At 59.3% G+C, this 26,485-nt stretch carries 20 protein-coding genes; 15 read left to right on the top strand and 5 right to left on the bottom strand.

From position 1 onward, the window contains the following. Positions 1-127 precede the first annotated feature (127 nt). Positions 128-424, top strand: coding sequence for an XRE family transcriptional regulator (locus tag ACMXYI_RS04655; RefSeq protein WP_415771899.1), 297 nt, complete (start codon positions 128-130; stop codon positions 422-424). Further along, positions 421-1,659 carry a type II toxin-antitoxin system HipA family toxin gene (locus ACMXYI_RS04650; RefSeq protein WP_415771898.1) on the top strand — a complete coding sequence of 413 codons (1,239 nt, stop codon included), beginning with the start codon at positions 421-423 and terminating at the stop codon, positions 1,657-1,659. Before ACMXYI_RS04655 ends, ACMXYI_RS04650 begins: the two co-directional genes overlap by 4 nt. Before the next feature lie 4 nt (positions 1,660-1,663). On the opposite strand, the gene ACMXYI_RS04645 is transcribed toward ACMXYI_RS04650, so the two are convergent. After that, positions 1,664-2,065 (bottom strand): lysozyme inhibitor LprI family protein, encoded by a 402-nt coding sequence (locus ACMXYI_RS04645; RefSeq protein WP_415771897.1) that lies wholly within the window; start codon positions 2,063-2,065, stop codon positions 1,664-1,666. Positions 2,066-2,301: 236 nt separating this feature from the next. On the opposite strand from ACMXYI_RS04645, the gene ACMXYI_RS04640 reads away from it, so the two are divergent. The 11 genes from ACMXYI_RS04640 (at position 2,302) to ACMXYI_RS04590 (ending at position 19,859) form a co-directional block, all read left to right on the top strand. After that, complete coding sequence (locus ACMXYI_RS04640; RefSeq protein ID WP_008033250.1) at positions 2,302-3,279, top strand: dipeptidase; 978 nt, start codon at positions 2,302-2,304, stop codon at positions 3,277-3,279. Positions 3,280-3,441: 162 nt separating this feature from the next. Then, positions 3,442-3,972, top strand: a complete 531-nt coding sequence (locus ACMXYI_RS04635; RefSeq protein ID WP_008033249.1) for a DUF5943 domain-containing protein — start codon at positions 3,442-3,444, stop codon at positions 3,970-3,972. A gap of 15 nt (positions 3,973-3,987) precedes the next feature. Beyond that, a complete protein-coding gene (gene dgcA / locus ACMXYI_RS04630) occupies positions 3,988-6,048 on the top strand; it encodes a dimethylglycine demethylation protein DgcA (protein WP_046052432.1) in 2,061 nt (686 codons plus the stop codon). A 162-nt stretch (positions 6,049-6,210) separates the two neighbouring features. Further along, the gene (dgcB, locus tag ACMXYI_RS04625) at positions 6,211-8,160 is read left to right on the top strand and encodes a dimethylglycine demethylation protein DgcB (protein ID WP_415771895.1); all 1,950 of its coding nucleotides are present in this window, start codon (positions 6,211-6,213) and stop codon (positions 8,158-8,160) included. Beyond that, positions 8,160-9,380 (top strand): electron transfer flavoprotein subunit alpha/FixB family protein, encoded by a 1,221-nt coding sequence (locus ACMXYI_RS04620; protein WP_415771894.1) that lies wholly within the window; start codon positions 8,160-8,162, stop codon positions 9,378-9,380. Before dgcB ends, ACMXYI_RS04620 begins: the two co-directional genes overlap by 1 nt. 15 nt (positions 9,381-9,395) lie before the next feature. Further along, positions 9,396-10,166, top strand: a complete 771-nt coding sequence (locus tag ACMXYI_RS04615; protein ID WP_415758825.1) for an electron transfer flavoprotein subunit beta — start codon at positions 9,396-9,398, stop codon at positions 10,164-10,166. A gap of 114 nt (positions 10,167-10,280) precedes the next feature. Next, the gene (locus ACMXYI_RS04610) at positions 10,281-10,847 is read left to right on the top strand and encodes a GNAT family N-acetyltransferase (RefSeq protein WP_415771892.1); all 567 of its coding nucleotides are present in this window, start codon (positions 10,281-10,283) and stop codon (positions 10,845-10,847) included. Between the two features lie 79 nt (positions 10,848-10,926). Beyond that, positions 10,927-12,126, top strand: coding sequence for a retropepsin-like aspartic protease (locus ACMXYI_RS04605; RefSeq protein WP_415771890.1), 1,200 nt, complete (start codon positions 10,927-10,929; stop codon positions 12,124-12,126). Between the two features lie 978 nt (positions 12,127-13,104). Next, complete coding sequence (locus ACMXYI_RS04600) at positions 13,105-16,557, top strand: GMC oxidoreductase (RefSeq protein WP_415771888.1); 3,453 nt, start codon at positions 13,105-13,107, stop codon at positions 16,555-16,557. A 155-nt stretch (positions 16,558-16,712) separates the two neighbouring features. Further along, positions 16,713-18,581 carry a hypothetical protein gene (locus tag ACMXYI_RS04595; RefSeq protein WP_415771886.1) on the top strand — a complete coding sequence of 623 codons (1,869 nt, stop codon included), beginning with the start codon at positions 16,713-16,715 and terminating at the stop codon, positions 18,579-18,581. A gap of 27 nt (positions 18,582-18,608) precedes the next feature. Beyond that, positions 18,609-19,859 carry a metallophosphoesterase family protein gene (locus tag ACMXYI_RS04590; RefSeq protein WP_415771885.1) on the top strand — a complete coding sequence of 417 codons (1,251 nt, stop codon included), beginning with the start codon at positions 18,609-18,611 and terminating at the stop codon, positions 19,857-19,859. A gap of 118 nt (positions 19,860-19,977) precedes the next feature. Here ACMXYI_RS04590 and gbcA read toward each other — a convergent pair whose 3' ends face one another. Then, positions 19,978-21,273 carry a glycine-betaine demethylase subunit GbcA gene (gene gbcA / locus ACMXYI_RS04585; RefSeq protein ID WP_415771883.1) on the bottom strand — a complete coding sequence of 432 codons (1,296 nt, stop codon included), beginning with the start codon at positions 21,271-21,273 and terminating at the stop codon, positions 19,978-19,980. Positions 21,274-21,555: 282 nt separating this feature from the next. Here gbcA and gbcB point away from each other — a divergent pair, with 282 nt between their 5' ends. Next, a complete protein-coding gene (gene gbcB / locus ACMXYI_RS04580) occupies positions 21,556-22,656 on the top strand; it encodes a glycine-betaine demethylase subunit GbcB (RefSeq protein WP_056739089.1) in 1,101 nt (366 codons plus the stop codon). Between the two features lie 43 nt (positions 22,657-22,699). Here gbcB and ACMXYI_RS04575 read toward each other — a convergent pair whose 3' ends face one another. The 3 genes from ACMXYI_RS04575 to ACMXYI_RS04565 form a co-directional block, all read right to left on the bottom strand. Next, positions 22,700-23,524, bottom strand: a complete 825-nt coding sequence (locus ACMXYI_RS04575) for an SDR family oxidoreductase (protein WP_415771881.1) — start codon at positions 23,522-23,524, stop codon at positions 22,700-22,702. 214 nt (positions 23,525-23,738) lie between these two features. Next, positions 23,739-24,272: an REP-associated tyrosine transposase gene (locus tag ACMXYI_RS04570; protein WP_415771879.1), complete on the bottom strand. Its 534-nt coding sequence runs from the start codon at positions 24,270-24,272 to the stop codon at positions 23,739-23,741. Positions 24,273-24,523: 251 nt separating this feature from the next. Continuing rightward, on the bottom strand, positions 24,524-25,564 hold the full coding sequence (locus ACMXYI_RS04565; protein WP_046045314.1) for a low specificity L-threonine aldolase: 1,041 nt from the start codon (positions 25,562-25,564) through the stop codon (positions 24,524-24,526). Between the two features lie 131 nt (positions 25,565-25,695). Here ACMXYI_RS04565 and ACMXYI_RS04560 point away from each other — a divergent pair, with 131 nt between their 5' ends. After that, the gene (locus ACMXYI_RS04560; RefSeq protein ID WP_415771878.1) at positions 25,696-26,415 is read left to right on the top strand and encodes a TraX family protein; all 720 of its coding nucleotides are present in this window, start codon (positions 25,696-25,698) and stop codon (positions 26,413-26,415) included. The last annotated feature ends 70 nt before the right edge of the window (positions 26,416-26,485 follow it).

Genomic DNA, 26,485 nt, shown 5'->3' with positions numbered 1-26,485 from the left:
ATGTTTAAAAGACTAAAAATTGTCTATTTAAGTAGATTTTATTGATTAATGGGTAAAATGTTGCCCATTAAAATCAATAATATTTTTACGCTGCTACACTTGCTCACACTCAACTTGAGGTCGAATCATGGCCCTGACCCATATTCTTTATTCCCCCGGAGAGATCACCCTGCAGATCGCCGGTAATGCCAAGCGTCTGAGGCTCAGCAAAAACCTTTCGCGGCGCTCCCTCTCGCAAAAATCCGGCGTACCCGAATCGAACATCAAGCGCTTTGAAACCACCGGCAAAATCTCTCTGGATGGCTTGTTACTGATCGCGATCTGCCTCGGGGCAGAAGAACCACTGACGAATTTGTTCGCCTCGGCTCAATCGCTGACACTCGAACAACTGAAAAACTACGAAAGGGCTCGTGGCCGACAATGAAATCCGTTAAGGCACTCAGCGTCATGCTTCAGGAATCAAGGGTCGGCGAATTGGTTGCGATTCCTCGTCAAGGCCTGTTTTTTTCCTATGATCCCGGGTGGCTGGCGAAAGGATTCAACCTCACCCCGTTTCACATGGATTTCTCTATCACCCCCCAGAAGGCTGCCGACGCGCTGCTGTTTGATGGCCTGCACGGCGCTTTCAGCGATTCGTTGCCCGATGGCTGGGGGTTGTTGCTCATGGATCGATTTTTCCGAAGTCAGTTGGGAATCGAGCGCCACGCAATCGGCCCGCTGGATCGTCTGGCCTATATGGGCAACCGAAGCATGGGGGCGCTCGAGTATGTGCCGATGTTCGAGACCGTTGACGCAGACGAAGACCTCGATCTGGCCGCGCTCTATGAGGCATCACAAACGATACTTTCAGGCAGTGCTGATGAGGTCATCACATCCCTGCGCCTGGCGGGAGGGTCCCCCGGTGGTGCTCGGCCCAAAGCAGTGATCGGTCTGTCGCCGGACAAATGCCGCGCTGTTTCGTCATTCGGTGAAATGCCCAAGGGTTATGAGCACTGGTTGATCAAGTTTCGCTGCGAAGAAGAGCATCGTGATAGCGGCGCTATAGAGCAGGCTTATGCTCTGATGGCCCATCGGGCAGGGGTCGAAATTTCCGAGTCGAAGCTTTTTCAGGTAGAAACCACCAAGGGGGTCGAGCAATTCTTCGCCACGAAACGCTTCGATCGAGAGGCAGGTTCCAAGCGCCACATGCTTACCGCTGCGGCGATTCTCTATGCTGACTTCCGTGCGCCAAGCCTCGATTACAGTGATTTACTGCGAGCCACCTGGACAATGAGCAAGGATGCGACCGAGGTCGAGAAAATGGCCAGATTGATGGTCTTCAACGCTCTCGCTCATAACCACGACGATCACGCGAAGAACTTCTCGTTTTTTGGCGGCAAGGACGGCTGGAAAATGGCTCCGGCTTACGATCTGACCTTTTCCAGCACCGCAGGGCGCGGAAACGAGCACACCACAGCCTTCGCGGGAGGAGGTAAACCCACACGCAAGGCGCTTATCGAGGTGTGCAAACCTTTCAGTTTCCTTGAGCCTGATCGCTACATCGAACAGACACTTGATGCTTTTTCCGAGTGGAGTATCTGTTGCGACGATCTGGAGATCGATAAAGCGGCGAGCAAAAAAATGCTGATCGCTCTTGAGTCAGTGTGGCAGACGCTCTAACGGCTTATTCCTGCCCAATCGACTCCAAAAACTCCGATCGCTCGTCACTCATCCGCGCCACGCAATCATTCTGCGCAATCGTGAACGCCTTGCTACCGGTCGTCGCCGGAAACGCCTCAACCGCGCAATCCGCATCCCGGGTCTTCAGCCATTGCTGTTGTGCGGCCTTGAGCTTGGCGGTGATGTCGGTCAGTTGTGCCGGGTTCTTGCCGTAGAGCGATTGCATGCGTTCGGTCAGGGTTTGGTAGTTGTCTTTCAGCAGGTCTTCGGCGGTGCTTCTGCTGTAGACCGAGCATTCCAGGGTCTGGACCTCGTTTTCGACTTTGTCGCAGGGGTTGTCGTCGGCCTCTTCAGCCGCGTGTACGCCGGTCGCTATCAGTGCCAAAGCCAGGAAGATCGATTTCATTGCGCCGCCGCCCCTTTTTCCAGTAAAGCATCCAGTAGTGGCGCGAATTCTGGCTCATGCGCAGGCCCTTGAACAGGTGGCTCATGACGTCCGTCGACGACCCTTTGTCGCGGATTGACGCTTTCGGCAAACCCCCTGTCGTTTTTGCACCCGGCTGCCCCCTCCCTCAGGCATATGCTGGCCCCAAAGCGCCGGCACACGATTCGGCGCATGAATCGCTAATAGGGGACAGCCTGATGAGCCCAGCCGAATTGCACGCCGACAGCATCGTTATCGACGGTCTGATTATTGCCAAGTGGAACCGTGAGCTGTTCGAAGACATGCGCAAGGGCGGTCTGACCGCGGCCAACTGCACCGTGTCGGTGTGGGAGGGCTTCCAGGCCACCGTCAACAATATCGCCGCCAGCCAGAAGCTGATCCGCGAAAACAGCGACCTGGTGATTCCAGTGCGCACCACCGCCGATATCCGCAAGGCCAAAGAGCAGGGCAAGACCGGCATCCTCTTCGGCTTCCAGAATGCTCACGCCTTTGAAGACCAGATCGGCTACGTCGAGGTGTTCAAGCAGCTGGGCGTCGGTATCGTGCAGATGTGCTACAACACCCAAAACCTGGTCGGTACCGGTTGCTACGAGCGTGATGGTGGCCTGTCGGGCTTCGGTCGTGAAATCGTTGCCGAGATGAACCGCGTCGGCGTCATGTGCGACCTGTCCCACGTCGGTTCGAAGACTTCCGAAGAAGTCATCCTCGAATCCAAGAAACCGGTCTGCTACTCCCATTGCCTGCCGTCGGGTCTGAAAATTCACCCGCGCAACAAGTCCGACGAAGAACTGAAATTCATCGCCGATCACGGCGGTTTCGTCGGCGTGACCATGTTTGCGCCATTCCTGGCCAAGGGCATCGATTCGACCATCGACGATTACGCCGAAGCCATCGAATACACCATGAACATCGTTGGCGAAGACGCGATCGGCATCGGTACCGACTTCACCCAGGGCCATGGCCAGGACTTCTTCGAATACCTGACCCATGACAAGGGCTACGCCCGCCGCCTGACCAGCTTCGGCAAGATCATTAACCCGCTGGGCATCCGCACCGTCGGCGAGTTTCCGAACCTGACCGAAACCCTGCTCAAGCGCGGCCATTCCGAGCGCGTGGTCCGCAAGATCATGGGCGAGAACTGGGTCAACGTCCTCAAGGACGTCTGGGGCGAGTAAGCCCACTTTGAACAACGATCCCTTGTAGCAGCTGCCGAGGGACGAGGCTGCGTCGGGCTGCGAAGCGGCCCCCGAGGGCGGTCCTACGGACACGCAACGCAGCCTCGTACCTCGGCAGCTGCTACGCAAAACACATCACGAATTTTCTGGAGTTAAGTTTCCATGGCCAAGATCGCCCCGCAATTGCCAATCGAAGTCGACAGCGAAACCGGTGTCTGGACCTCCGACGCCCTGCCAATGCTGTATGTGCCGCGTCATTTCTTCGTCAACAACCACATGGGCATCGAGGAAGTGCTGGGCGCCGACGCCTACGCGGAAATCCTCTACAAGGCCGGCTACAAATCCGCCTGGCACTGGTGTGAAAAAGAAGCTGAATGCCACGGCCTGGAAGGCGTTGCGGTGTTCGAGCACTACATGAAGCGCCTGTCGCAGCGCGGCTGGGGCCTGTTCAAGATCCAGGACATCGACCTCGACAAAGGCACTGCCAGCGTCAAGCTCGAACACTCGGCGTTCGTCTACGTGTACGGCAAGGTCGGGCGCAAGGTCGACTACATGTTCACTGGCTGGTTTGCCGGTGCCATGGACCAGATTCTGCAAGCCCGCGGCAGCAAGATCCGCACCGTTGCCGAACAGGTTTACGGTGGCTCCGAAGAAGGCCACGACGACGGCCTGTTCACCGTCAAGCCGTTGTAAGTCGAGGAACCCGCCATGGCTTTCGAAGCAATGTTCCAGCCGATCCAGATCGGCAAACTGACCATCCGCAACCGCGTGCTCAGCACCGCGCACGCCGAGGTCTATGCCACCGACGGCGGCATGACCACCGACCGGTACGTCAAGTATTACGAAGAGAAAGCCAAGGGCGGGATCGGCCTGGCGATTTGCGGCGGCTCCTCCAGCGTGGCCATCGACAGCCCGCAAGGCTGGTGGAAGTCGGTCAACCTGGCCGACGACCGGATCATTCCGCACTTCCAGAACCTGGCCGATGCCATGCACAAGCATGGCGCCAAGATCATGATCCAGATTACCCACATGGGGCGTCGTTCCCGCTGGGACGGCGAGCATTGGCCAACCCTGCTGTCGCCGTCGGGCATCCGTGAACCGGTGCACCGCGCGACCTGCAAAACCATCGAGCCGGAAGAAATCTGGCGGGTGATCGGCAACTACGCCAGCGCTGCGGCACGGGCCAAGGCCGGTGGCCTCGATGGCGTCGAGCTGTCCGCCGTGCACCAGCACATGATCGACCAGTTCTGGAGTCCGCGCGTCAACAAACGTACCGACGAATGGGGCGGCAGCTTCGAAAACCGCATGCGTTTTGGCCTGGAAGTAATCAAGGCTGTGCGGGCTGAAGTCGGCCCGGATTTCTGCGTCGGCATTCGTCTGTGCGGTGACGAATTCCACCCGGATGGCTTGTCCCACGAGGACATGAAGCAGATCGCCAAGTACTACGACGACACCGGCATGATCGACTTCATCGGCGTGGTCGGTTCGGGTTGCGACACCCACAACACCCTGGCCAACGTTATTCCGAACATGAGTTATCCACCGGAGCCATTCCTGCACTTGGCCGCCGGTATCAAAGAAGTGGTGAAGGCCCCGGTGCTGCACGCGCAGAACATCAAGGACCCGAACCAGGCAACGCGGATTCTGGAAGGCGGCTACGTGGACATGGTCGGCATGACCCGCGCCCACATCGCCGACCCGCACCTGATCGCCAAGATCAAAATGGGTCAGGTCGACCAGATCAAACAATGCGTCGGCGCCAACTACTGCATCGACCGTCAATATCAGGGTCTGGACGTGTTGTGCATCCAGAACGCTGCGACCTCCCGTGAATACATGGGCGTGCCGCACATCATCGAGAAATCGACCGGTGTGAAGCGCAAAGTTGTGGTGGTCGGTGCCGGCCCTGCCGGGATGGAAGCCGCTCGCGTGTCGGCCGAACGTGGCCACGACGTGACGTTGTTCGAGAAGAAAGAATTCATTGGCGGCCAGATCACGACCGCCTCGAAAGCTCCGCAACGGGACCAGATTGCCGGTATCACCCGCTGGTTCCAACTGGAATTAGCGCGTTTGAAAGTCGACCTGCGCCTGGGCGTGGCGGCCGATGCGGCAACCATTCTCGACCTGCGTCCAGACGTGGTGGTACTCGCCGTCGGCGGTCATCCATTCCTGGAGCAGAACGAGCATTGGGGCGCGGCTGAAGGCCTGGTCGTCAGCAGTTGGGACATCCTCGACGGCAAGGTCGCACCGGGCAAAAACGTGCTGGTCTACGACACCATTTGCGAGTTCACCGGGATGTCGACCGCGGACTTCCTCGCCGACAAAGGCAGCCAGGTCGAGATCGTCACTGACGACATCAAACCGGGCGTGGCGATTGGCGGCACCTCGTTCCCGACCTACTACCGCAGCATGTACCCGAAAGAAGTGATCATGACCGGGGACATGATGCTGGAGAAGGTCTACCGCGAAGGCGACAAGCTGGTGGCGGTGCTGGAAAACGAATACACCGGCGCCAAAGAGGAGCGGGTGGTGGACCAGGTCGTCGTCGAAAACGGCGTGCGTCCGGACGAAGAAATCTACTACGCCCTGAAGGAAGGCTCGCGCAACAAAGGCCAGATGGACATCGAAGCCTTGTTCGCGATCAAGCCGCAACCTTCGCTGAGCCAGGCGGGCGACGGCTACTTGCTGTTCCGCATCGGCGACTGCGTGGCGCAGCGCAACACCCACGCGGCGATCTACGACGCGCTGCGGTTGTGCAAAGACTTCTAACGGCTTGCACATGACCCTGTGGGAGCGGGCTTGCCCGCGATAGCGGTGGGTCAGTCAATGCAGATGTGACTGACAAAATGCAATCGCGGGCAAGCCCGCTCCCACAGGAACCGAGTCAGGCATCTCGACCTGCAAGACCCTGCGGTCTTTGGGAGCTCCACCATGTTGAACACCCTTCTTCCAATCCTGTTGTTCGCAGCCCTGGGCCTCGCTGTCCTGGGCGCGTTGCGGCGGGTGGCTATGTGGCGCCAAGGCCGGGCTTCGAAAGTCGACCTGATCGGCGGCCTGTTCGCCATGCCCAAGCGTTACATGGTCGATTTGCACCATGTCGTCGCGCGGGACAAATACATCGCCAACACTCACGTCGCCACGGCTGGCGGTGCGGTGGCGTCGATTGTGCTGGCGATCCTGGTTCACGGTTTCGGCCTGCACAATCGCATTCTCGGTGTTGCCCTGTTGATTGCCTCGGCGGTGATGTTCGTCGGTGCGATTTTCATGTTCCTGCGTCGTCGCAATCCACCGGCCCGCCTGTCCAAAGGGCCATGGATGCGTCTGCCGAAAAGCCTGTTGGCGTTCTCGGCGTCGTTCTTCCTGTTGACCCTGCCGGTCGCCGGGATCCTTCCGGAAAACTTCGGCGGTTGGGTGGTGGCGGCGATCCTCGGCGTCGGTGTGCTGTGGGGCGTTAGCGAACTGTTCTTCGGCATGACCTGGGGCGGGCCGATGAAGCACGCCTTCGCCGGTGCCCTGCACCTGGCCTGGCACCGTCGCGCCGAACGCTTTGGTGGCGGCCGTTCCACCGGTTTGAAACCGCTGGACCTGAACGATCCAAACGCGCCACTGGGCGTGGAAAAACCCAAGGATTTCACCTGGAACCAACTGCTCGGCTTCGACGCCTGCGTGCAGTGCGGTAAGTGCGAAGCCGCGTGCCCGGCGTTTGCCGCCGGCCAGCCGCTGAACCCGAAAAAACTGATTCAAGACATGGTCGTTGGCCTGGCCGGTGGCACCGATGCCAAGTTCGCCGGCAGTCCGTATCCGGGCAAGGCCATCGGCGAACACGCCGGTAACCCGCATCAACCGATCGTCAACGGTCTGGTGGACGCTGAAACCCTGTGGTCTTGCACCACTTGCCGTGCCTGCGTCGAGGAATGCCCGATGATGATCGAGCACGTCGATGCCATCGTCGACATGCGTCGCCATCTGACCCTGGAAAAAGGCGCGACCCCGAACAAGGGCGCCGAAGTCCTGGAAAACCTGATCGCCACCGACAACCCTGGCGGTTTCGCGCCGGGCGGGCGGATGAACTGGGCGGCGGACCTGAACCTCAATCTGATGAGCGAAAAGAAATCCGTCGACGTGCTGTTCTGGGTCGGCGACGGTGCCTTCGACATGCGCAACCAACGCACCCTGCGCGCCTTCGTCAAAGTGCTGAAAGCGGCCAAGGTCGACTTCGCGGTACTGGGTCTCGAAGAGCGTGACAGCGGTGACGTGGCCCGACGTCTGGGCGACGAAGCCACCTTCCAGTTGTTGGCCAAACGCAACATCCAGACCCTGGCCAAGTACAGCTTCAACCGCATCGTCACCTGCGACCCGCACAGCTTCCACGTGCTGAAAAACGAGTATGGCGCCTTCGACGGCAACTACCTCGTGCAGCACCACAGCACCTACATGGCGGAAATCATCGGCGCTGGCGCCCTGAACCTCGGCCAGCACAAAGGCAGCAGCGTGACTTATCACGATCCGTGCTACCTCGGCCGCTACAACGGCGAATACGAGGCACCGCGTGAAGTGCTGCGCGCCCTGGGGATCGAGATCAAGGAAATGCAACGTTCCGGTTTCCGCTCGCGCTGCTGCGGCGGTGGCGGCGGTGCGCCGATCACCGACATCCCGGGCAAGCAACGGATTCCCGACATGCGCATGGAAGACATCCGCGAAACCGGTGCCGAACTGGTGGCCGTGGGTTGTCCACAGTGCACCGCGATGCTCGAAGGCGTGGTCGAACCCCGGCCGCTGATCAAAGACATCGCCGAACTGGTGGCGGACGCGTTGCTCGAAGACGCTGCCCCGAGCAAGCCGACCAAACCGGCCCAACGTGAACCTGCGGAGGCCCACTGATGAGCGACATTATCCGCCGCGACCCACGCGCCGAATGGATCGCCCGCAACCGTCTGCACCCGCTGCACGCGGCCATGCAACCGGCGCAACACAGCTGGATGGGGCCTAACGGCGTTATCCGCAAAAATCCCCATGGCATCGGTTTTATCGGTCCCAACGGGATCAAGCGAATCGACCGCAGCGGCGCTCAACAGGGCGGGGCGAGCAAACGCTCGGCCGCCGTTGAAGTGCAATTGCCGCTGCATCAAGTGACTGCACCTGCGTTTTACATCAGCGTGGTGCCAGACATGGTCGGCGGCCGCTTGAGCAGCCATGACCGCGACTTGCTCGGCCTGGCTCATCAGTTGGCCGGCAAGGACGGCGCGGTATTGGCCGTGGTATTCGGTGAACATAAAGAAAACGCCTTCGCCACCGCTGGCGTCGATCGCTTGCTGGTGCTGGATGGTGAAGAGTTCAGCGGTTATGCACCGGAACAACGGGTCCAGGGCCTGCGGGCTGTGGATAACCAGTTCAGCCCTCGTCACTGGCTGCTGCCGGACAGCCGCAGCGGCGGTGGTGAACTGGGTCGACGCTTTGCCGCCGCACTGGGCGAACGCCCGGCCACGCGGGTCTGGCAGGTCAAGGATCAGGAATGCATCGGCCGCGCCGGTGCCGGTTTGCAAGACCTTGCGCGCCCGGTTGCGCGCTTGATTCTGGCTGCCGTCGAATGCGCCGAACCGGTCAGCGAAACCCGTCACGAAGCCTCGCCGGTGGAGTTATCCACAGCGGTGGCGCGCAGTCTCTCGCGCATCGAGGATTTGGGCGCCGTGGCAGTGGATCCGGCGGCGATTCCGATGGCCGAAGCCGAGTTCATCTTCTCCGGCGGCAACGGGGTCAAGGACTGGGGACTTTTCCACAGGACCGCCGAAGCGTTGGGCGCTACCGAAGGCGCGTCCCGAGTGGCGGTGGACGATGGCTTCATGGCGCGCGACCGTCAGGTCGGTGCGTCCGGCACCTGGGTCACCGCGCGGGTCTACGTGGCGGTGGGGATTTCCGGGGCGATCCAGCACCTGCAAGGCATCGGTGCCTGCGACAAGGTGGTGGCGATCAACCTCGATCCTGGCTGCGACATGATCAAACGGGCCGACCTGTCGGTGATCGGTGAGAGCGCCGAGATTCTTCAAGCCTTGATCGACGCGGTAGAGGCTTACCGCAACGAAGCCAAGCGCGATGCGGCTTAAGGAAAGGAAAGGGTTATGAGCACGAAAATCATCAGCCTGGTGTCCATCGGCGCCCACCCGACCTCCGGCCGGCCACGTCGCGCGGAGCAGGATGCGCGGGCGGTGGAGCTGGGCCTGCAACTCGCTGGGGATAACCTGCAAGTGCTGCATGCCGGCGACGTCGCGGAACCGGCGTTGCGTGCGTATCTGGGCATGGGCCTGGAACAGTTACATGTGCTTGAGCAGCCGGAAGGCGCCGATGCACTGCCGGCATTGACCGCGTATTTGCGTGACGCCGGGGCTCAGGTCGTGCTGACCGGCAGCCAGGCGGAAACCGGAGAAGGCTCGGGCATGTTGCCGTTCCTGCTGGCGGAAAACCTGGGCTGGCCGCTGGTGGTAGGACTGGCTCAAGTTGAATCCATCGACGGTAATTCAGCGCTGGTGCTGCAAGCCTTGCCTCGTGGTCAACGCCGTCGCTTGAAAGTACGGCTGCCGTTTCTCGCGACTGTGGATAACGCCGCGCCGAAGCCTCGGCAGAGCGCTTATGGCCCGGCCCGACGCGGTGTGCTGCAGGCGGATGAAGTCGAAGTGATCGACGATGAACTGCTGGCGGTCGCCACGCTGCAACCCGCAAAACCACGGCCTAAACGCTTGAAGGTGATCAAGGCCAAGAGTGGTGCCGATCGCATGAAAGCCGCGACGGCCAAGGCCAGTGGTGGTGGCGGGCAAGTGCTCAAGGGCGTCACGGCGCAGGCGGGGGCTGAAGCCATTCTCAAGTTGCTGATTGAAGAAGGCGTGGTCCGCTGACGCTGGGCATCAGGTTGCAACATCTGGATATACAACCTTCCATCAGGTGCGTTGCCGCGCCATGAGCGCTCGCGTTAAATCGGGCGCTCTTTTGTTTTCATGGGGTGCTGTTCAATGGCCGTTGAGTTTCGTTCGGCAGTGCGCGCGGATGCGCGAGAGATTGCTCGCTTGTTTCAGATTTCTTCTGAGGGCTGTTCGGATTACATCTGGAGCCAGATAGCAGAGCCCGGCCAGGATCTGCTGGACGTCGGCGCGATTCGCTACGCTCGCGAAGATGTGGATTTTTCTTACCAGAACTGCCTGATCGCCGAAGCGGACGGGACGGTCATCGGCATGATGCACTGCTACGTGATGCGTCACGATCCTCTGGCAGAGCCGACGACCGATCCGGTCCTGGCGCCCTACGCGAAGATGGAAATCCCCGACACCCTCTACATTTCCAGCCTGGCGCTGCATGAGGGCTGGCGAAACCAGGGGCTGGGCAAGCAATTCCTGGCCTACGCCTACGACCGTGCTAACCAGCTCGGACTCAACGGCTTGAGCCTGATCGACTACGCCGTGAACACCGGCGCCCGTCGGTTTTACGAGCGACATGGTTTTCGTATCGTCGATACCTGCCAGATCACTCCCCATCCGATGATTCGGGTCACGGGTGAGGCCTATCTGATGTATCGGCCCTAGTGAGCTACATTTCTCTATGAGCTGCTCAGGGTTGCCGCAGCGTTAGTTCATAAAACTCGTTTTCAAGAATGGGTTGAACATGAGGGCGGTCAGTCGGCGTGAGACATGTCTGATCGGCGGCGTGAATTCAAAGTCGTCTCTGGTGCTGTTTGCATTTTTTATGTGTGCAGCATCAAGTTCGATGGCTGATACCCAGCAGGCAGCTCCGGATTTCTACACATGGATAGAGTCCGAACAGGGACAAAAAGCGTCCTTGGTACAGCTGAAACAGCAATGCGACAAGGTATTGGATGCTGAAGACAACCTGAATTGTTCAGTCTCCGTTCTCGCCCGAATGTTCGAGGCCAAAACCGCAAACCAGATCCCCGAATACTATTTGGCGATCAAGCGTCGTCATGCTCAGGCAATCGCGAATGAAACTGAACTCAACGCGATGTTTTCCATGTTCGGCAGCGAATCCCTCGCGACCCTGCGGGCGGTCGGCGATTTTTCGGTGACAAGAACGAAGCGGCGCGAGGTGCTGGCGATTCATCCTTACGCCACCGACGGTCACGGGACTGACGAGGTGCTGCCCTACCTCGATGTCAAAGCGGCCAATGGTGTCTCGTCGCGCTTCATTCTGGACACCGGCGCCCCGCAAACCCGGGTCAACCACGAAACCGCGAAGCTGATGGGAATCAGGTTATTAACCGACTCTCACTATGGCTACAGCACGTTTTATGGTGAACGTGACCTGTCTGCCAAACTCGGGATCTTTGAGTCTTTAAAGATAGGCTCAAGCGAGTTCAGAAACGTCCTGGTGTTTGTCAGCGACCGGGATAACTTACTGGGGCTCGATTTACTTGGTAAGTTGGGGCGTTTAAAGGTCACCAAAAAGACCCTGGAACTTAACGCCGAACCTCCTGCTCGATGTGATTCGCGAATTAACTATGCGCGTATCGACATCAATCAAAGACTGACCATTGCCGCACGCCTGGATCGTCGGGCCACGCCGGCGATTATCGACACCGGCAATGTTGATTACCTGACGTCGTCCTCGCCGGGCAACTCACCCGTTCATGTCACCGATAAGCCGCGTTCCCAAACCTTCAAGGGGGAATTGAGCCTGTCGGGCCATATCCAATCGATCACCTACAACTACTACCCGGACTACACGATTCCTCCGTCGTTGTTGCTGGGCCAATACGTGCCTTCGCTTTTGATTGGGTGGGGTGCATTCAATGACTATGAGTTGAATATGGATATCGACTCGGGCTGGTCATGTTTCAACAGGACCTGATCGCGGTTACCCACAATCCCTGTTAGCGCTTCTGTGGATAACATGTTCGCCCTTCGCTACACCCCATACAAATCAAGCCCTGCAACCCTTCGTACAAAAAACAACCAGCCTAACTTGCGGTTTTTTCAGGCTTTTTTCAGAGGATAACTTTGTACCCGAGCCAATACTTGCCCCCAATCTCTGTTAGCGCATCTGTGGATAAGATGTTCGCTGTCCTCTACAGGCCATATAAAACGGGCTTGTCAGGCGGATGATCAAAAAACGATCAAATCATCGTTTTAAGCCGATAAACCTCGCGCAAACCCCGATTTATCGCGGCTTCCAACGGTTTTCCACAGAACCGCCCAAGTTGCCCCCAAAGTCTGTTGGCGCTTCTGTGGATAAGGTGTTCGCCATCCTCTGCAAGCCACGTGTAACGTGCCGTTCAAGCTTTCGATCAAAAAACAACCAATCGTTGCTCAAAACCCTGCTTCTGGATAAGTCACGGATTTTCTTCAGTTTCTGTGGAGAAAATTTTCTGTAAATCCACACTTGTCCCCATTTGCTGTGGGTGGAGGTGTGGATAAGTTGTTCGCTAAACCCTGCAAGCCACGTCCCGCATAGGCGTAAACGCAATAGATCAGATTTCATACAGTTCTAAGTCGGATCCTTGACTTCGATCTGTCGGCTGTCTTCACTCACAGGGCACAAGGACAGCCGTCACTTATCCACATCTGGTTCAGGGAGAACGCGTGATGGATAGCCAGCCACATCGCTCGCCCCCCATTCTCTGCGCGACCTGCGTGCCCACACCGGCGGCTTTGTTGCGCAGACGCATTCACCGACACGCCACCAATCAGCGCGCTCGTCTATAGCGCCTGACATTTTCAATGCCCCCGCTGGCTGCCGCTGAGTTTACTCAGCGGCCAGGTGTTCGTTCGCCCATCGATTGCAGGCGACCGCAGAGTTGTCCCAACTGCCTGAGAGAGGAATAGACCCATGACACGGATCGCAACGCCCATCAGCGACATCAAGGAACATTACGACGTGATCGTTATCGGCTCGGGTTACGGCGGCGGAATCGCTGCGTCGCGCCTGTCCCGCGCCGGCAAGCGAGTCTGCCTGCTGGAACGCGGTCGCGAAATGCAGCCCGGCGAGTATCCCAACACGATGTTGGCGGCAACCGAGGAGTTGCAGGTGCATGACCCGGATGGCCACATCGGCTCGCGCACCGGGTTATTCGATCTGCACGTCAACGCCCAGCAGAACGTGGTGGTCGGTTGCGGTCTGGGCGGTACATCACTGATCAACGCCAACGTTGCCCTGGAGCCTGAACCCGGCGTGTTCGACGACCCGCGCTGGCCATTGGCAGTGCGCGAACATCGCGACACCTTGCTCAAGGACGGGTACGCCCGGGCTCGGGAAATGCTCAAACCCACGCCGTACCCCAGCACCTCACCGGTGTTGCCGAAACTCGAAGCCAACAAGAAGTCGGCGGATTACCTCAAGCAAGGCGCGCATTTCTACCAGCCGCCGATCAACGTGACCTTCGACAAACTGCCGAACAATCTCAACCACGTCGGCGTCGAGCAACTGCCTTGCAATCACTGCGGCGACTGCGTGTCGGGCTGTAACAACAAGGCCAAGAACACCACGCTGATGAACTACCTGCCGGACGCCTGGAATCACGGCGCAGAGATTTTCTGTCAGGCCGAGGTGCGACATCTGGAGCGCGACGGCGATGGCTGGATCGTGCATTTCCAGTACCTGGACAGCGGTCGCGAGAAGTTCTCGGCGCCGACGCTGTTCGTCAAAGCCGACATCGTGGTGGTGTCCGCCGGCACTCTGGGGTCCACTGAAATCCTTCTGCGCTCCCGAGATAAAGGCCTGTCGATGTCCGGCCAGCTCGGTGAAAACATGAGCGGCAACGGTGACATCCTTGGCTTCGGTCACAACTGTGAACAACCGATCAACGGCATTGGTTTTGGTGCCCATCCAGCCAAGGAACTGCAGCCGGTCGGCCCGTGCATCACCTCGGTCATCGACATGCGCACCGAAGGCGACTGGCGCAGCCGCATGGTCATCGAAGAAGGTTCGATCCCCGGCGCCCTCGGCCGGCCGATGGTGCCGAGCATGGCCGGGTTCGCCGAGCTGATCGGCAAACCCACCGATGACAGTTTTACCGGCAAGTTGAAGTACAAGGAGCGCGAAGCCGAAAGCTTCCTCCGTGGCCCGTACTACGGCGCACTGCACAATATGCAGACGTACCTGATCATGAGTCACGACGACGGCAAGGGCCGCATGGTGCTGGACAGCAAGGATCAATTGCGCATCGACTGGCCGGGCGTCGGCGAGCAGGAAAACGTCAAGATCGGCAACGAGCGGCTGCACCTGAGCACCACGGCGTTGGGTGGGATCTGGGTCGAGAACCCGATCTGGACCAAGCTGCTCAAGCACAGCATCGTTTCGGTTCACCCGTTGGGCGGTTGCGTCATGGGCGAAGACGCGGGGCAGGGCGTGGTCAACCACAAGGGCCAGGTGTTCAGCGGGGACAACGGGACCGACGTGTATGCGAGTTTGTACGTGACCGACGGCGCAGTGATTCCGACCTCCCTGGCGGTCAATCCGCTGCTGACCATTTCCGCCGTGAGTGAGCGCAACATGGGTCTGCTGGCCGCCGATCGCGGTTGGCAGATCGACTACACGCTGCCCTCGGCGCCGCGCAAACAAGTGGCGCCACCGACCCTTGGCGTGCAATTCACCGAAACCATGAAAGGCTACTTTTCCCGGGCCTTCACGGCGGCCCAGAGCACTGACCTGAAGGTCTACGAAGCGGCGGCCAAGCGTGGCGAGGCGGACAACTCGCCCATCGACTTCACCCTGACCATCACCGCCAATGACCTCAATCGCATGATCAAGGAGCCGGAACATGCGGCCACTCTGGTCGGCACGGTCAACGCACCGAGCCTGTCACCGCAGCCGCTGACCGCCAGCAACGGCGTGTTCAACCTGTTCGAGCAGTATCAGGAACAGGTCGGCGTGCGGCACATGAAGTACGACATGAGACTGACCGCCGAGGACGGCAACGACTATTACTTCAGCGCCTTCAAAACCGTACCCGAAGACAACGGCGTGCTGAACATCTGGCACGACACCAGCACCCTCTACGTGACGCTGTATCGTGGGCCTGACAAGAGCGGCGAGGTGATTGGCACCGGGGTGATGCACATCCATCCGACCGATTTCGCCAAGCAGATGACCACCATGAAGGTGCTCAACGCCCGCAACGAGCGCGAACGCATCGAAGGCCTGGCGCGGTTTGGGAAGTTCTTCGCCGGGATTCTCTGGGAGAGCTACGGTGGCGTGTTCGCGGGCGACATCTACTTCAATCCCGACGCACCGCCACGGCTGAAACGACCGCTGGATGCGCCGTCGCCCGTAGTGCATTTCTTCCAGACCGAAGACAACGTCGAACTGCGCCTGACCCGTTATCAGGGCGGCAGCAAAGGGCCGGTGATGCTGGTTCACGGCTTGGGCGTGGGCTCGAATATTTTCTCCACCGACACCATCCAGACCAATCTGCTGGAGTACTTGTGCAAGCACGAGTATGACGTCTGGCTGCTGGATTTGCGGGTGAGTATCTTGCTGCCGGCGAGCAAGAAGGAATGGAACGGCGACCAGATCGCCCAGTACGATTTCAAGGCTGCCATCGCGCAGATCCAGCAGGAAACCAAAGCGTCAGACGTGCAATGCGTGGTGCACTGCTACGGTGCGACAACCTTCTTCATGTCATTGCTGGCCGGGTTGCAGGGCGTGCGTTCGGTGGTCTGCTCGCAGATCGCGGCAGATGCCGTGGTTGCCACGGCGACCGGGCTCAAGGCCGGTTTGCACCTGCCAGGCATGCTTGACGCCATTGGCATCAAATCCCTCACGGCGTACGCCGACAACAAGGAAAACTGGTTCAACAAACTCTATGACAAAGCCCTCAACGGCTACGCCCGGATCGAGGCTCAGGGTTACTGCACCAACCCGGTGTGCCATCGCATTACCTTCATGTACGCATCGTTGTATCGCCACGACACCCTCAACGAAACCCTGCACGACAACCTGCACGAGCTGTTCGGCGAGTCGAACATGCACACCTTCGAGCATCTGGCGCTGATTGTGCGCAAAGGGCATCTGGTGGACTTCAAGGGCGAGGACGTCTACATGCCGCACTTCGACCGGCTGAGCATGCCGATCTGCTTTATCAGCGGCGCAGACAACCAGTGCTACCTGCCGGAAAGCACGCTCAAGACTTTTGAGCGTGTGTGCGAGGTGCATGGGCCGGAGCGCTATAGCCGGCATGTGGTGCCGGGGTACGGCCATATCGACTGCATGTTTGGCAAAGACGCGGTGGTCGATGTGTACCCGATCATCCTGCAACACCTGGAGAAAACTGCCCTCGGTTAGCACAACTCCCCTTGTGGGAGCGGGCTTGCTCGCGAAGGGGCCATCAGCTTCAACATCATTGTTGATTGACACACCGCTTTCGCGAGCAAGCCTGCTCCCACAGGGGGGCTCGCTCGACGGTTTGCGGTGTTCAGGATTAGAAGGAAATGGATGATATGGACAGTTACATCCGCTGGTTTCAACGCTTCATCTGGCTAGGCATCGTGATGAACATGGTCTTCGCGATCCCGGCGCTTTTTGCCCCGGCGCTGCTGACCTCGATGCTCGGCATGCCACCGCAACTCTCCGATCCCTGGCTGGAAAATGCCGGCATGTTGTTGGTGGGGATCAGCTTGTTCTACATGCCGTCAGGTTTCAACGCGGCGCGATACGTCGTGCATTCGTGGCTGTGCGTGTTGTCGCGATTGGTGGCCGTGGCGTTCTGGATCTACCTGATCAACACCAGCAACCAGGCTCAGGTGTTCGTGCCGATGCTGATGGGCGATCTGAGCATGTTCCTGATCCTCGGGATTCTGCTGTACCTCGGCACCTCGCCGGCCAATCGACCGTTGGCGTTAATCTGCGACGGCTGGCGGCGATGGCGTGCAGGTTGGGCGCTGCGCTGGCAACGCCACAGTTTCAAGGTGGGCACGCTGATCGTGGTACTGGCACTGGGGTTTATCGGCTACGAAACCTGGTACCAGATGCTGCGGGTCGTGCCGGCAGCGCAATACGCTTCTGACGAAGATCACTACAAATACGCCGCCATCGGCCTCGGTATCGAAGCGCGGATTCCTTATTACCTGTTCGCCGTATTACCGCAGATGTGTCCGGAGAAGCTGCCGAAGCCCGGCGGTTATGAAGTCTTCGGCTTCCTTTACGAAAACGGCAAGGACCTGCCGATTGGCATGGCCAAGCGGCAGATCGGTTACCCGACCGTAGAGCCCAACTGTGCGTTGTGTCACACCGGTTCCTACCGGGCCAATGCCAGCGACGTCGCCACGCCGGTGGCCACCGCGCCAGCCAATACCCTGCAACTGCAGGCTTTCCAGTGGTTCGCCTACGATTGCGCCAGCGATCCGACATTCACCACCGAGGCGGTGATGACCGCGATCAACAACAAATTCCAGCTCGGGTTTTTCGAGCGGTTGTACAACCGCTATCTGATCATTCCGATGGCCACGAGCGCGCTGGTCAAGCAGAAACAGGCCTATGCCTGGCAGCAACTGCGCGCACCTCAAGGGCCGGGGCGCACCGACACCTTCAACCCGACGAAAATGGTGGTGTTCGGCTTCCCGGATGACTCGACCATCGGCACTGTCGACTTGCCGCAAGTCTGGAACCAGAAACCCCGAGAGTCGCTGTATCTGCACTGGGACGGCAACAACAACGACATCCATGAGCGCAACTACGCGGCGGCCATGGCCGTGGGCGCGACGCCGGAGTCGGTACTGCCGGCCAGTTTCAACCGGGTGACCGACTGGCTGCTGGGCCACAAACCACCGGCCTGGCCGTTCGCGCTGGATCAGGCCAAGGTTGCCAGGGGCAAGCCGGTCTGGGAAAGCAACTGCGCCGGTTGCCATGACTTCGGCCGCACCGACACCGGTCAGGTCACTACCAACATTGATGAACTGGGCACCGATCCCCATCGGCTGAACTCGTTCACCACAGGTCTGGTGACGGCCTTCCATGGCTTCAAGAAATCGCCGTTCGACTTTGGCGCCTATCGCAAGACCCAGAGCTACAGCAACACGCCTACCGACGGTATCTGGTTGCGGGCGCCGTACTTGCACAACGGTTCGGTGCCGACCCTGTGGGATTTGCTGCAACCACCGGAACAGCGGCCGCAGGTGTTCTTCACCGGCTCCGACGTGTACGACCCGCAGAAGGTCGGCTTCGTCACCAGTGGCGAGCAAATGAAAGCCTCGGCGGACTTCAAATACGACACGCGTCTTGAAGGCAACCACAACGGCGGCCACCTGTACGGCACGCAGCTGTCGGAACTCGATAAACGGGCGCTCATCGAGTTCATGAAAACCCTGTAATCCCACTACGGATGGAGGAATACCGACATGTCACTCGTCACTCATTGGGAACATGAATACGACAAGGTCAAACTGCGCGTGCACGGGTTGTTCACACGACTGGAAATGTCCTGGAAGAAGCTCGTCAGCGAGCTTGAACCGGAGGAGTTCGAGGCCATCGTCGCGCTGCTGCAACGGGGCCACGATCAGGCGCAATACGTGCTCAAACACGGCGACTTGCCGGACGATCAGCCGAGCGTGCCGTGGGAGTTGTCCCACGGTTTGTCGATCCTGCACATCGGCAACGCCACGCCCTTGCCGCAATCGGTAGACGAATTGCAAACCCGGGTACTCAAGGACGGCAGCCTGCTCGGTTGTCGCAAATGGGAGCTGCTGGATTTGCTGTGGAGCGAGGCGCTGCTGAAGTGGATCGAAAACCTGCGTCATCACGCCCCGTTTGCCACCAACCCGGCGCTGATGAAAATGGACAGCGACGTGGTGCTGGCAATCGCCGGGGACTGGGGCACCGGGCCATTCGACAGTCATGCACCGGCGGTGGCGGTAGCCAATCAGATGCAACTGGCTCAGGCCGATTTCACCATTCACCTGGGGGATGTGTATTACGCCGGCACCCACTCTCAGGAAGACGTCGACATGGTGGGTTGGCCCATGGGCAAGCACGGTTCGTTCACCCTCAATTCCAACCATGAGATGTACAACGGCGCCCATGGCTACTTCAAGGAGCTGGCCAAACGCTTCCCGGCGCAACAGGGCACCAGTTATTTCGCGTTGTACAACGACGACTGGCTGGTCGTCGGGCTCGACAGTGCTTATGCCTCCGATGCGATCAATCTGTACATGGACGGCACGCTGAACAAGGAGCAGATCGCCTGGATGAAAGACTTGCCCCAGCGCAAGAAGTTAATGGTGCTCAGTCACCATCAGGGTTTTGATATCTCCGGGCACAACAAGACGGCGCTGTATCAAACAGTGTGTGATGCCTTGGGGCGTGAGCCGGATTACTGGTATTGGGGGCATTTGCACAATGGCATCTGCTACGCGGCCCAGGGTGGGTTGCATGCGCGTTGCGCCGGGCACGGAGCGATTCCGTATGGCAATGCCAGCGAGCTGGACGGGCATTCGCGGGTGTTGTGGTCGGAGACCCAAAATGCGCGGGATGAGGCGTACCCGGACAGGGTGCTGAACGGTTATGTGAAGGTGCGGCTGGTGGGGGAGAACATCGAAGAGACGTTTATTGGTGAGGATGGCAGTGTGCGGTGGTCTTCGTCAGCCCAATGATCGTTCCCACGCTCTGCGTGGGAATGCAGCCAGGGACGCTCCGCGTCCCAAAAGCCGAACGCGGAGCGTCCGTTGAGTCATTCCCACGCAGAGCGTGGGAACGATCATGCGGGTGGTATCAGCCCTGAACCGGAACCCCTTTGAGGTAAGCCGCAGGCTCAGCCCCCAGGTTGTTCAGCAAACGCTCGCTGTACCAATCCACAAAGTTCACCACGCCAAACTCATAGGTCTTGGAATAAGGCCCTGGCTGGTAAGCGGTGGAGTTGATACCGCGCTGGTTCTCTTCGGCCAGGCGACGGTCCTGGTCGTTGGTCGCATCCCAGACCTTGCGCATGCGCTCCACGTCGTAGTCCACGCCTTCGACCGCATCCTTGTGCACGATCCACTTGGTAGTGACCATGGTTTCCTGCGCGCTGATCGGCCACACGGTGAACACGATGATGTGGTCGCCCATGCAGTGGTTCCACGAGTGCGGCAGGTGCAGGATGCGCATCGAGCCCAGGTCCGGGTTCTTGATGCGGCCCATGAGTTTGGCGCAGCCTTGTTTGCCGTCCAGGGTCATCGACACGGTGCCCTTGAGTAGCGGCATGCGCACGATGCGGTTACGCAGGCCGAAGCTGGCGTGGGCGTAAGGAATCTTTTCGGCTTCCCAGGCAGCGGCGGAGGCGGCGACGTGGTCCTTGAAGGCCTGGTCCGCGCGCGGGTCGGTGACGTCGTCCCATTCCAGCAGGGTTTTCAACAGTTCCGGGTGCGCCGCGTTGCAGTGGTAGCACTCGCGGTTGTTTTCCAGCACCAGTTTCCAGTTGGCTTTTTCGAACAAGGTGGTCTGGATCGCCACCTTGGTGTTCTCCATGTCGTACGGTTCCATGTAATGGGTCAGCGTCGACAGGAAGTCATCAATGGCTGGCGGGTTCTCCGACAGGCTGATGAAGATGTAGCCGCCGGCGGTCTTCACGTTCACCGGCTTGAGGCCGTACTCCTTCATGTCGAAGTCGGCGCCCATCTCGGTGCCGGCGAACAGCAGGCGACCGTCCAGTTCGTAGGTCCACTGGTGGTAGTGGCAGACCAGCTTGGCGACCTTGCCTTTTTCGCTGGTGCACAGCCGCGAACCGCGGTGACGGCAGACGTTGTGGAACGCATGCACCACGCCTTCGGCGCCGCGAATCACGATGATCGGGTTCTTGCCCACTTGCAGGGTCAGGTAGTTGCCCTTGGTCGGGATCTCGCAGGTCATGCCGGCAATCAACCACTCTTTCTGGAAGATCTCCTGCATATCGATATCAAACAGTCGCTCGTCAGAGTAAAACGGCTGCGGCAGCGAGAAAGTGCGCTCGCGCTCTTGCAGCATCTGCGCGGTGGCCTTGCGTGCGGGTTCCAGCGGATCGCCCAGGCTCAGGGTAGTGGTGACGTCCATCATTTAATCCTCAAGGCCATTCTGTGTGGCCGGCGAAAGTGGCTAATCAGGTTTGCTACGCAAGGTGTAAAGATTGTGTCTTGGTATGGGGCGAGTGTGGGGCCGGCGCTGGGCAGAACCTTATCCATGGGCGACATGGCCCAATCTGTTCCCGACGCGCAACCCCCGGTAGATGCAGGCTGGTCGCGATAAGTATGTGAATGTCGCAGATAGGTAAATGGGTGGTTCGCGCTATACGCAGAATTGCCAACATAAGGCCGACCATCGGCGGTGGAGAACAGCATGTCCAACAGCTTCCTGAATCCGGTAACCACCCAGACCTGGGCCAATGGTCGACACATCGTCCGTTGCGTCAAAGTCATCCAGGAAACCTGGGATGTGCGCACCTTCTGCTTTATGGCCGACCAGCCAATTCTGTTCTTCTTTAAGCCGGGGCAGTTTGTCACCCTGGAGCTGGAAATCGAAGGCGTGCCGATCATGCGCTCCTACACCATTTCCAGCTCGCCATCGGTGCCGTACAGCTTTTCGGTGACCATCAAGCGCGTACCGGGCGGCAAGGTCTCCAACTGGCTGCACGACACCCTGCATGAAGGCCAGGAACTGGCGGTGCACGGGCCGGTCGGGTTGTTCAACGCCATGGACTTCACCGCGCCGAAGGTGTTGTACCTCAGTGGCGGTGTCGGTATCACGCCGGTCATGTCGATGGCTCGCTGGTTCTACGACACCAACGGCAACGTCGACATGGTGTTTATCCACAGCGCCCGTTCGCCCAAAGACATCATTTACCACCGTGAGCTGGAACACATGGCGTCGCGGATCGATAACTTCAGCCTGCACCTGATCTGCGAGAAGCATGGTCTGGGCGAACCGTGGGCCGGTTATCGCGGTTACCTGAACCACAAGATGCTCGAACTGATGGCGCCGGACTTCATGGAGCGCGAAGTGTTCTGCTGCGGCCCGACGCCGTATATGAACGCGGTCAAGCGCATGCTGGAAGCGGTCGGCTTCGACATGTCGCGTTATCACGAGGAATCGTTCGGTGCTACGCCAGCGGAAGCCCGTGCCGATGCGGTGGAGCAAGCCGAAATCGCCGCAGACGCACCGGACATCGACGTTGCGGACCTGCACCAAGTGGAATTCACTGCGTCCGGCAAGAGCATTCGTGTTGCACCGGGGGAAACCGTTCATGCGGCGGCTGCCAAGTTGGGTCTGTTGATTCCGAAGGCTTGCGGGATGGGGATCTGCGGGACGTGCAAGGTGATGAAGCTTGGCGGCGAGGTCGAAATGGACCACAACGGCGGGATCACCGAGGAAGACGAAGCGGAAGGGTTTATTCTTTCGTGCTGCAGCGTGCCGAAGGGCGACGTGCGCATCGAGTTTTAAGCAACGTCGTGCCCATCCCGAGATCGGGATGGGCACCTTCCATTCAGTCGACAAACAGGTCCGGCATCAGCGGGTCGGTGGTGTCGGGCGCAAACCGATACTGTTCAAAATCCGTCATCCCGTTTTCACCCAGAATTTCCTCATCAATCAGCAATCGCCCGGTAATGCTGCGACCGCTGCTGCTCAGAATCAAATGGGCGGCATCGGCCATGATCGCGGGCGTGCGCGCATGTTTGAACGACTCGCGTGACCCGAGCTGAAACTCGATCGCTGCAGTCGCAATCATCGTCTGCGGCCACAACGAATTGACGCTGATGCCGTAGTTCTTGAATTCCTCGCTCATGCCCAATGTCAGCATGCTCATGCCGTATTTGGTCACCGTGTAGGGGCTGTACTGGGCAAACCATTTGCTCGCCAGATTCAGTGGCGGGGAAAGGCTGAGGATGTGTCCGCCGCTTTTCTTCAGATAGGGCAGGGCGGCCTGGCTGCACAGGAGCACGGCGCGGGTGTTGATCTGGTGCATCAGGTCGAAGCGCTTGAGTTCGATGTGTTGAACCCCGGTCAACTTGATCGCCCCGGCATTGTTGATCAGCGCATCGATGCCGCCGAAATGCTCGTTGGCCTTGGCCAATGCCTCACGCACCGCGACTTCATCGCGCACATCCACCTGCAAGGCCAACGCCTTGCCGCCCGCGGCTTCGACTTCCTTGGCCACGCTGAAAATCGTGCCCGGCAACTTGGGGTGTGGCTCGGCGCTTTTAGCAGCAATCACAATGTTGGCCCCATCCCGCGCAGCCCGCAGCGCGATCTCACGACCAATCCCGCGGCTGGCGCCGGTGATGAACAGGGTTTTGCCTTGTAAGGACATGCGTACGCTCCTGATTGTTGTTGTCTGAGCAGATTAATGTAGACCAAGGCGTGCGCCACGATTGATCGTTCCCACGCTCTGCGTGGGAATGCAGCCCGTGACGCTCCGCGTCACAACGGTGTCCGGCTCTACACGGGCGGTGAGGCAGGAACGCGGAGCGTCCCGAGAGGCATTCCCACGTGGAGCGTGGGAACGATCAGATGGGGCGTACGCCTCAATACCAGCGCTGAATCCCGATCAGTCCTTCCATGCCTGCGTAATTTCGGGCACTGGAATAGCGCCAGTGCTCCGGCAAATCCACATACCCACGCTTCACCGGGTTGTAGTGGATGTAATCCAGCTTCTGGCGCATCACTGTTTCGCTGTACACCATTTCTGCGTGCGAACCTTCCTGCCACAGCTGATACACCCGGTCCTGCTTGTGCGCGCGTTTGCTGAAACGCAGGCGTTGCAACGCGCGATCGGCGCCTTTGCTTTGCAGGTCGTCGATGATTTGTCGCGCGGTGAAGGATTTGAATTGGCTGAGGCATTTGCTTAGGTCTGGAGCCTCGGCAATGAAGTGCAGATGGTTTTCCAGGACGACATAGCCGTACAGCTTTAGATCTCCATGGGTTTGCTGATAAAGCCAGCAATTGAGCAGGTGATCGACGATGTACGGCCGGATGAACAGCGGGAGCCATTCCATGAGAGTGCAGGTGAGGAAGTGCGGTTTGTCGGGTTCGGTGATGGTGTAGCGGCTTCGGCCCATGGGTGCATTCCTTTGCGCGGGAATGACAGGGTGGGCGCGGTTGAATGACGGGGCTAGAAGAGAGGGCCACGGAGTTGGTGGGAAATTGCGACACGCCACCAGTGATCGTTCCCACGCTCTGCGTGGGAATGCAGCCCGTGACGCTCTGCGTCACAACGGTGTCCGACTCTGCGACAGAGGTGAGGCTGGAACGCGGAGCGTCCCGAGAGGCATTCCCACGCGGAGCGTGGGAACGATAAGTGGCGGGGGGATTAGCGGGACATGACTTCGCGAATATCCGCTGCCAATTCCCGTACGCGTTCTTCTTCGGTGTCCCACGAGCACATGAAGCGTGCGCCGCCGTTGCCGATGAAGGTGTAGAAGCGCCAGCCCTTGGCCGTCAGTGCAGCGATGGCCGGTTCCGAGAGTTGCAGGAACACGCCGTTGGCTTGCACCGGGAACATCAGTTCCACGCCTGGAATGTCGCTCACCAGTTCAGCCAGCAACTGCGCGCAGTGGTTGGCGTGGCGGGCGTATTTGAGCCAGGCGTCGTTTTCCAGAATCCCGACCCACGGCGCCGACAGGAAGCGCATCTTTGAAGCAAGCTGCCCGGCCTGTTTGCAGCGGTAGTCGAAGTCTTCAGCCAGTTTGTGGTTGAAGAACAGAATCGCTTCCCCCACCGCCATGCCGTTTTTCGTGCCGCCGAAGCACAACACGTCGACGCCGGCCTTCCACGTCAGGTCGGCCGGCGAGCAGCCAAGGAACGCGCAGGCGTTGGAGAACCGCGCGCCGTCCATGTGCAGGTTCAGGCCCAGCTCTTTGCACGTGGCGCTGATGGCGCGGATTTCTTCCGGGGTGTAGACGCTGCCGACTTCGGTCGCCTGGGTCAGGGTGACTACGCGCGGTTTCGGGTAGTGGATGTCCTGGCGCTTGAGCGCGATTTCGCGGATCGATTCCGGGGTCAGCTTGCCGTTTTCAGTGCGGGCGATGAGCAGTTTGGAACCGTTGGAAAAGAATTCCGGTGCGCCGCATTCGTCGGTTTCGACGTGGGCGGTTTCCGAGCAGATCACGCTGTGGTAACTCTGGCACAGCGACGACAGGGCCAATGAGTTGGCCGCGGTGCCGTTGAAGGCGAAGAATACTTCGCAGTCGGTTTCGAACAGTTTGCGGAAATCGTCGGACGCGCGTGCGGTCCATTCGTCGTCGCCATAGGCGCGTTGGTGGCCGTGGTTGGCCTGTTCCATGGCGGCCCAGGCTTCAGGGCAGATACCGGAATAGTTGTCGCTGGCGAATTGTTGGCTCTTATCGGTCATGGCCGGCTTCCGTGGTCGAGGCTCTTATGGTGAAGGGCCTCGTGGTCAATGATGGTGCGCACTTTACCGAAGATCGTCCGGGGAGCACACGCGATGATGCTGTCAGAAAAATACAAAGACGCCGGGCAATTATGCACATGACGCAAAGGGATGGGGCACTGGATCTGCTCAAGTGGCTGGCACTGTTGAGCATGGTGCTCGATCACCTGCGATATGTCGGTTATTCCGTCGATATTCTGTATGTTCCGGGCAGACTGGCCTTTCCGTGGTTCTGTCTGGCGATGGCCGCAAACCTGGCGCGGGCCCCCGCGGTGACGACGAACGGCCAGTGGCGTTATCTGGGCAGGTTGCTGCTGTTTAGCGTCATCAGCGAAATTCCCTACCGGATGTACATTCCCGATCCCGACACCTTGAACGTGCTGCCCACCTTGGTGCTGGGATTGCTGGTGGCCCGTGGCTGGCAGGACCGAACCCTGCAAGCGCGACTATTAGCGGCAGGCGCCTTGTTGCTGGCGGCGCTGTTCCCGGAACGCCTGATGTTCGGCTTCTTCGGCGTGTTGTTGCCACTGGCGATGTTGGTGGTGATCAGGCGTCCCTGGTACTTCAGCCTGTTGCCGGGGCTGGTCTGCCTGGCAGCCAATCAGTGGCCAGTGCTGTATTCCTCCGCGCAGTTTCACAATGTTGAAGCCATCCTCGGCATCGCCACTTGTCTGATCGCGCCACTGGCCGGCCTGTTTTTGTTGCGCCACGCCGGTCGGCTCAACCCTCCACCGCCGATGCGTCGCTGGGCGTATGCCCTGTATCCGCTGCATTTTTTGCTGTTACTACTCGTCCGCCAAGTCGCCTCATAACCCTGTGGGAGCGGGCTTGCCCGCGATGACGGCGTCACATCCGGCAAAGGTGTCGACTGACCCACCGCTA

This window comes from Pseudomonas lyxosi, assembly GCF_047758685.1.
Lineage (GTDB): Bacteria > Pseudomonadota > Gammaproteobacteria > Pseudomonadales > Pseudomonadaceae > Aquipseudomonas > Aquipseudomonas lyxosi.
The sequence above is the reverse complement of the archived record's forward strand: the minus strand, read 5'-3'. Positions and strand labels throughout refer to the sequence as shown.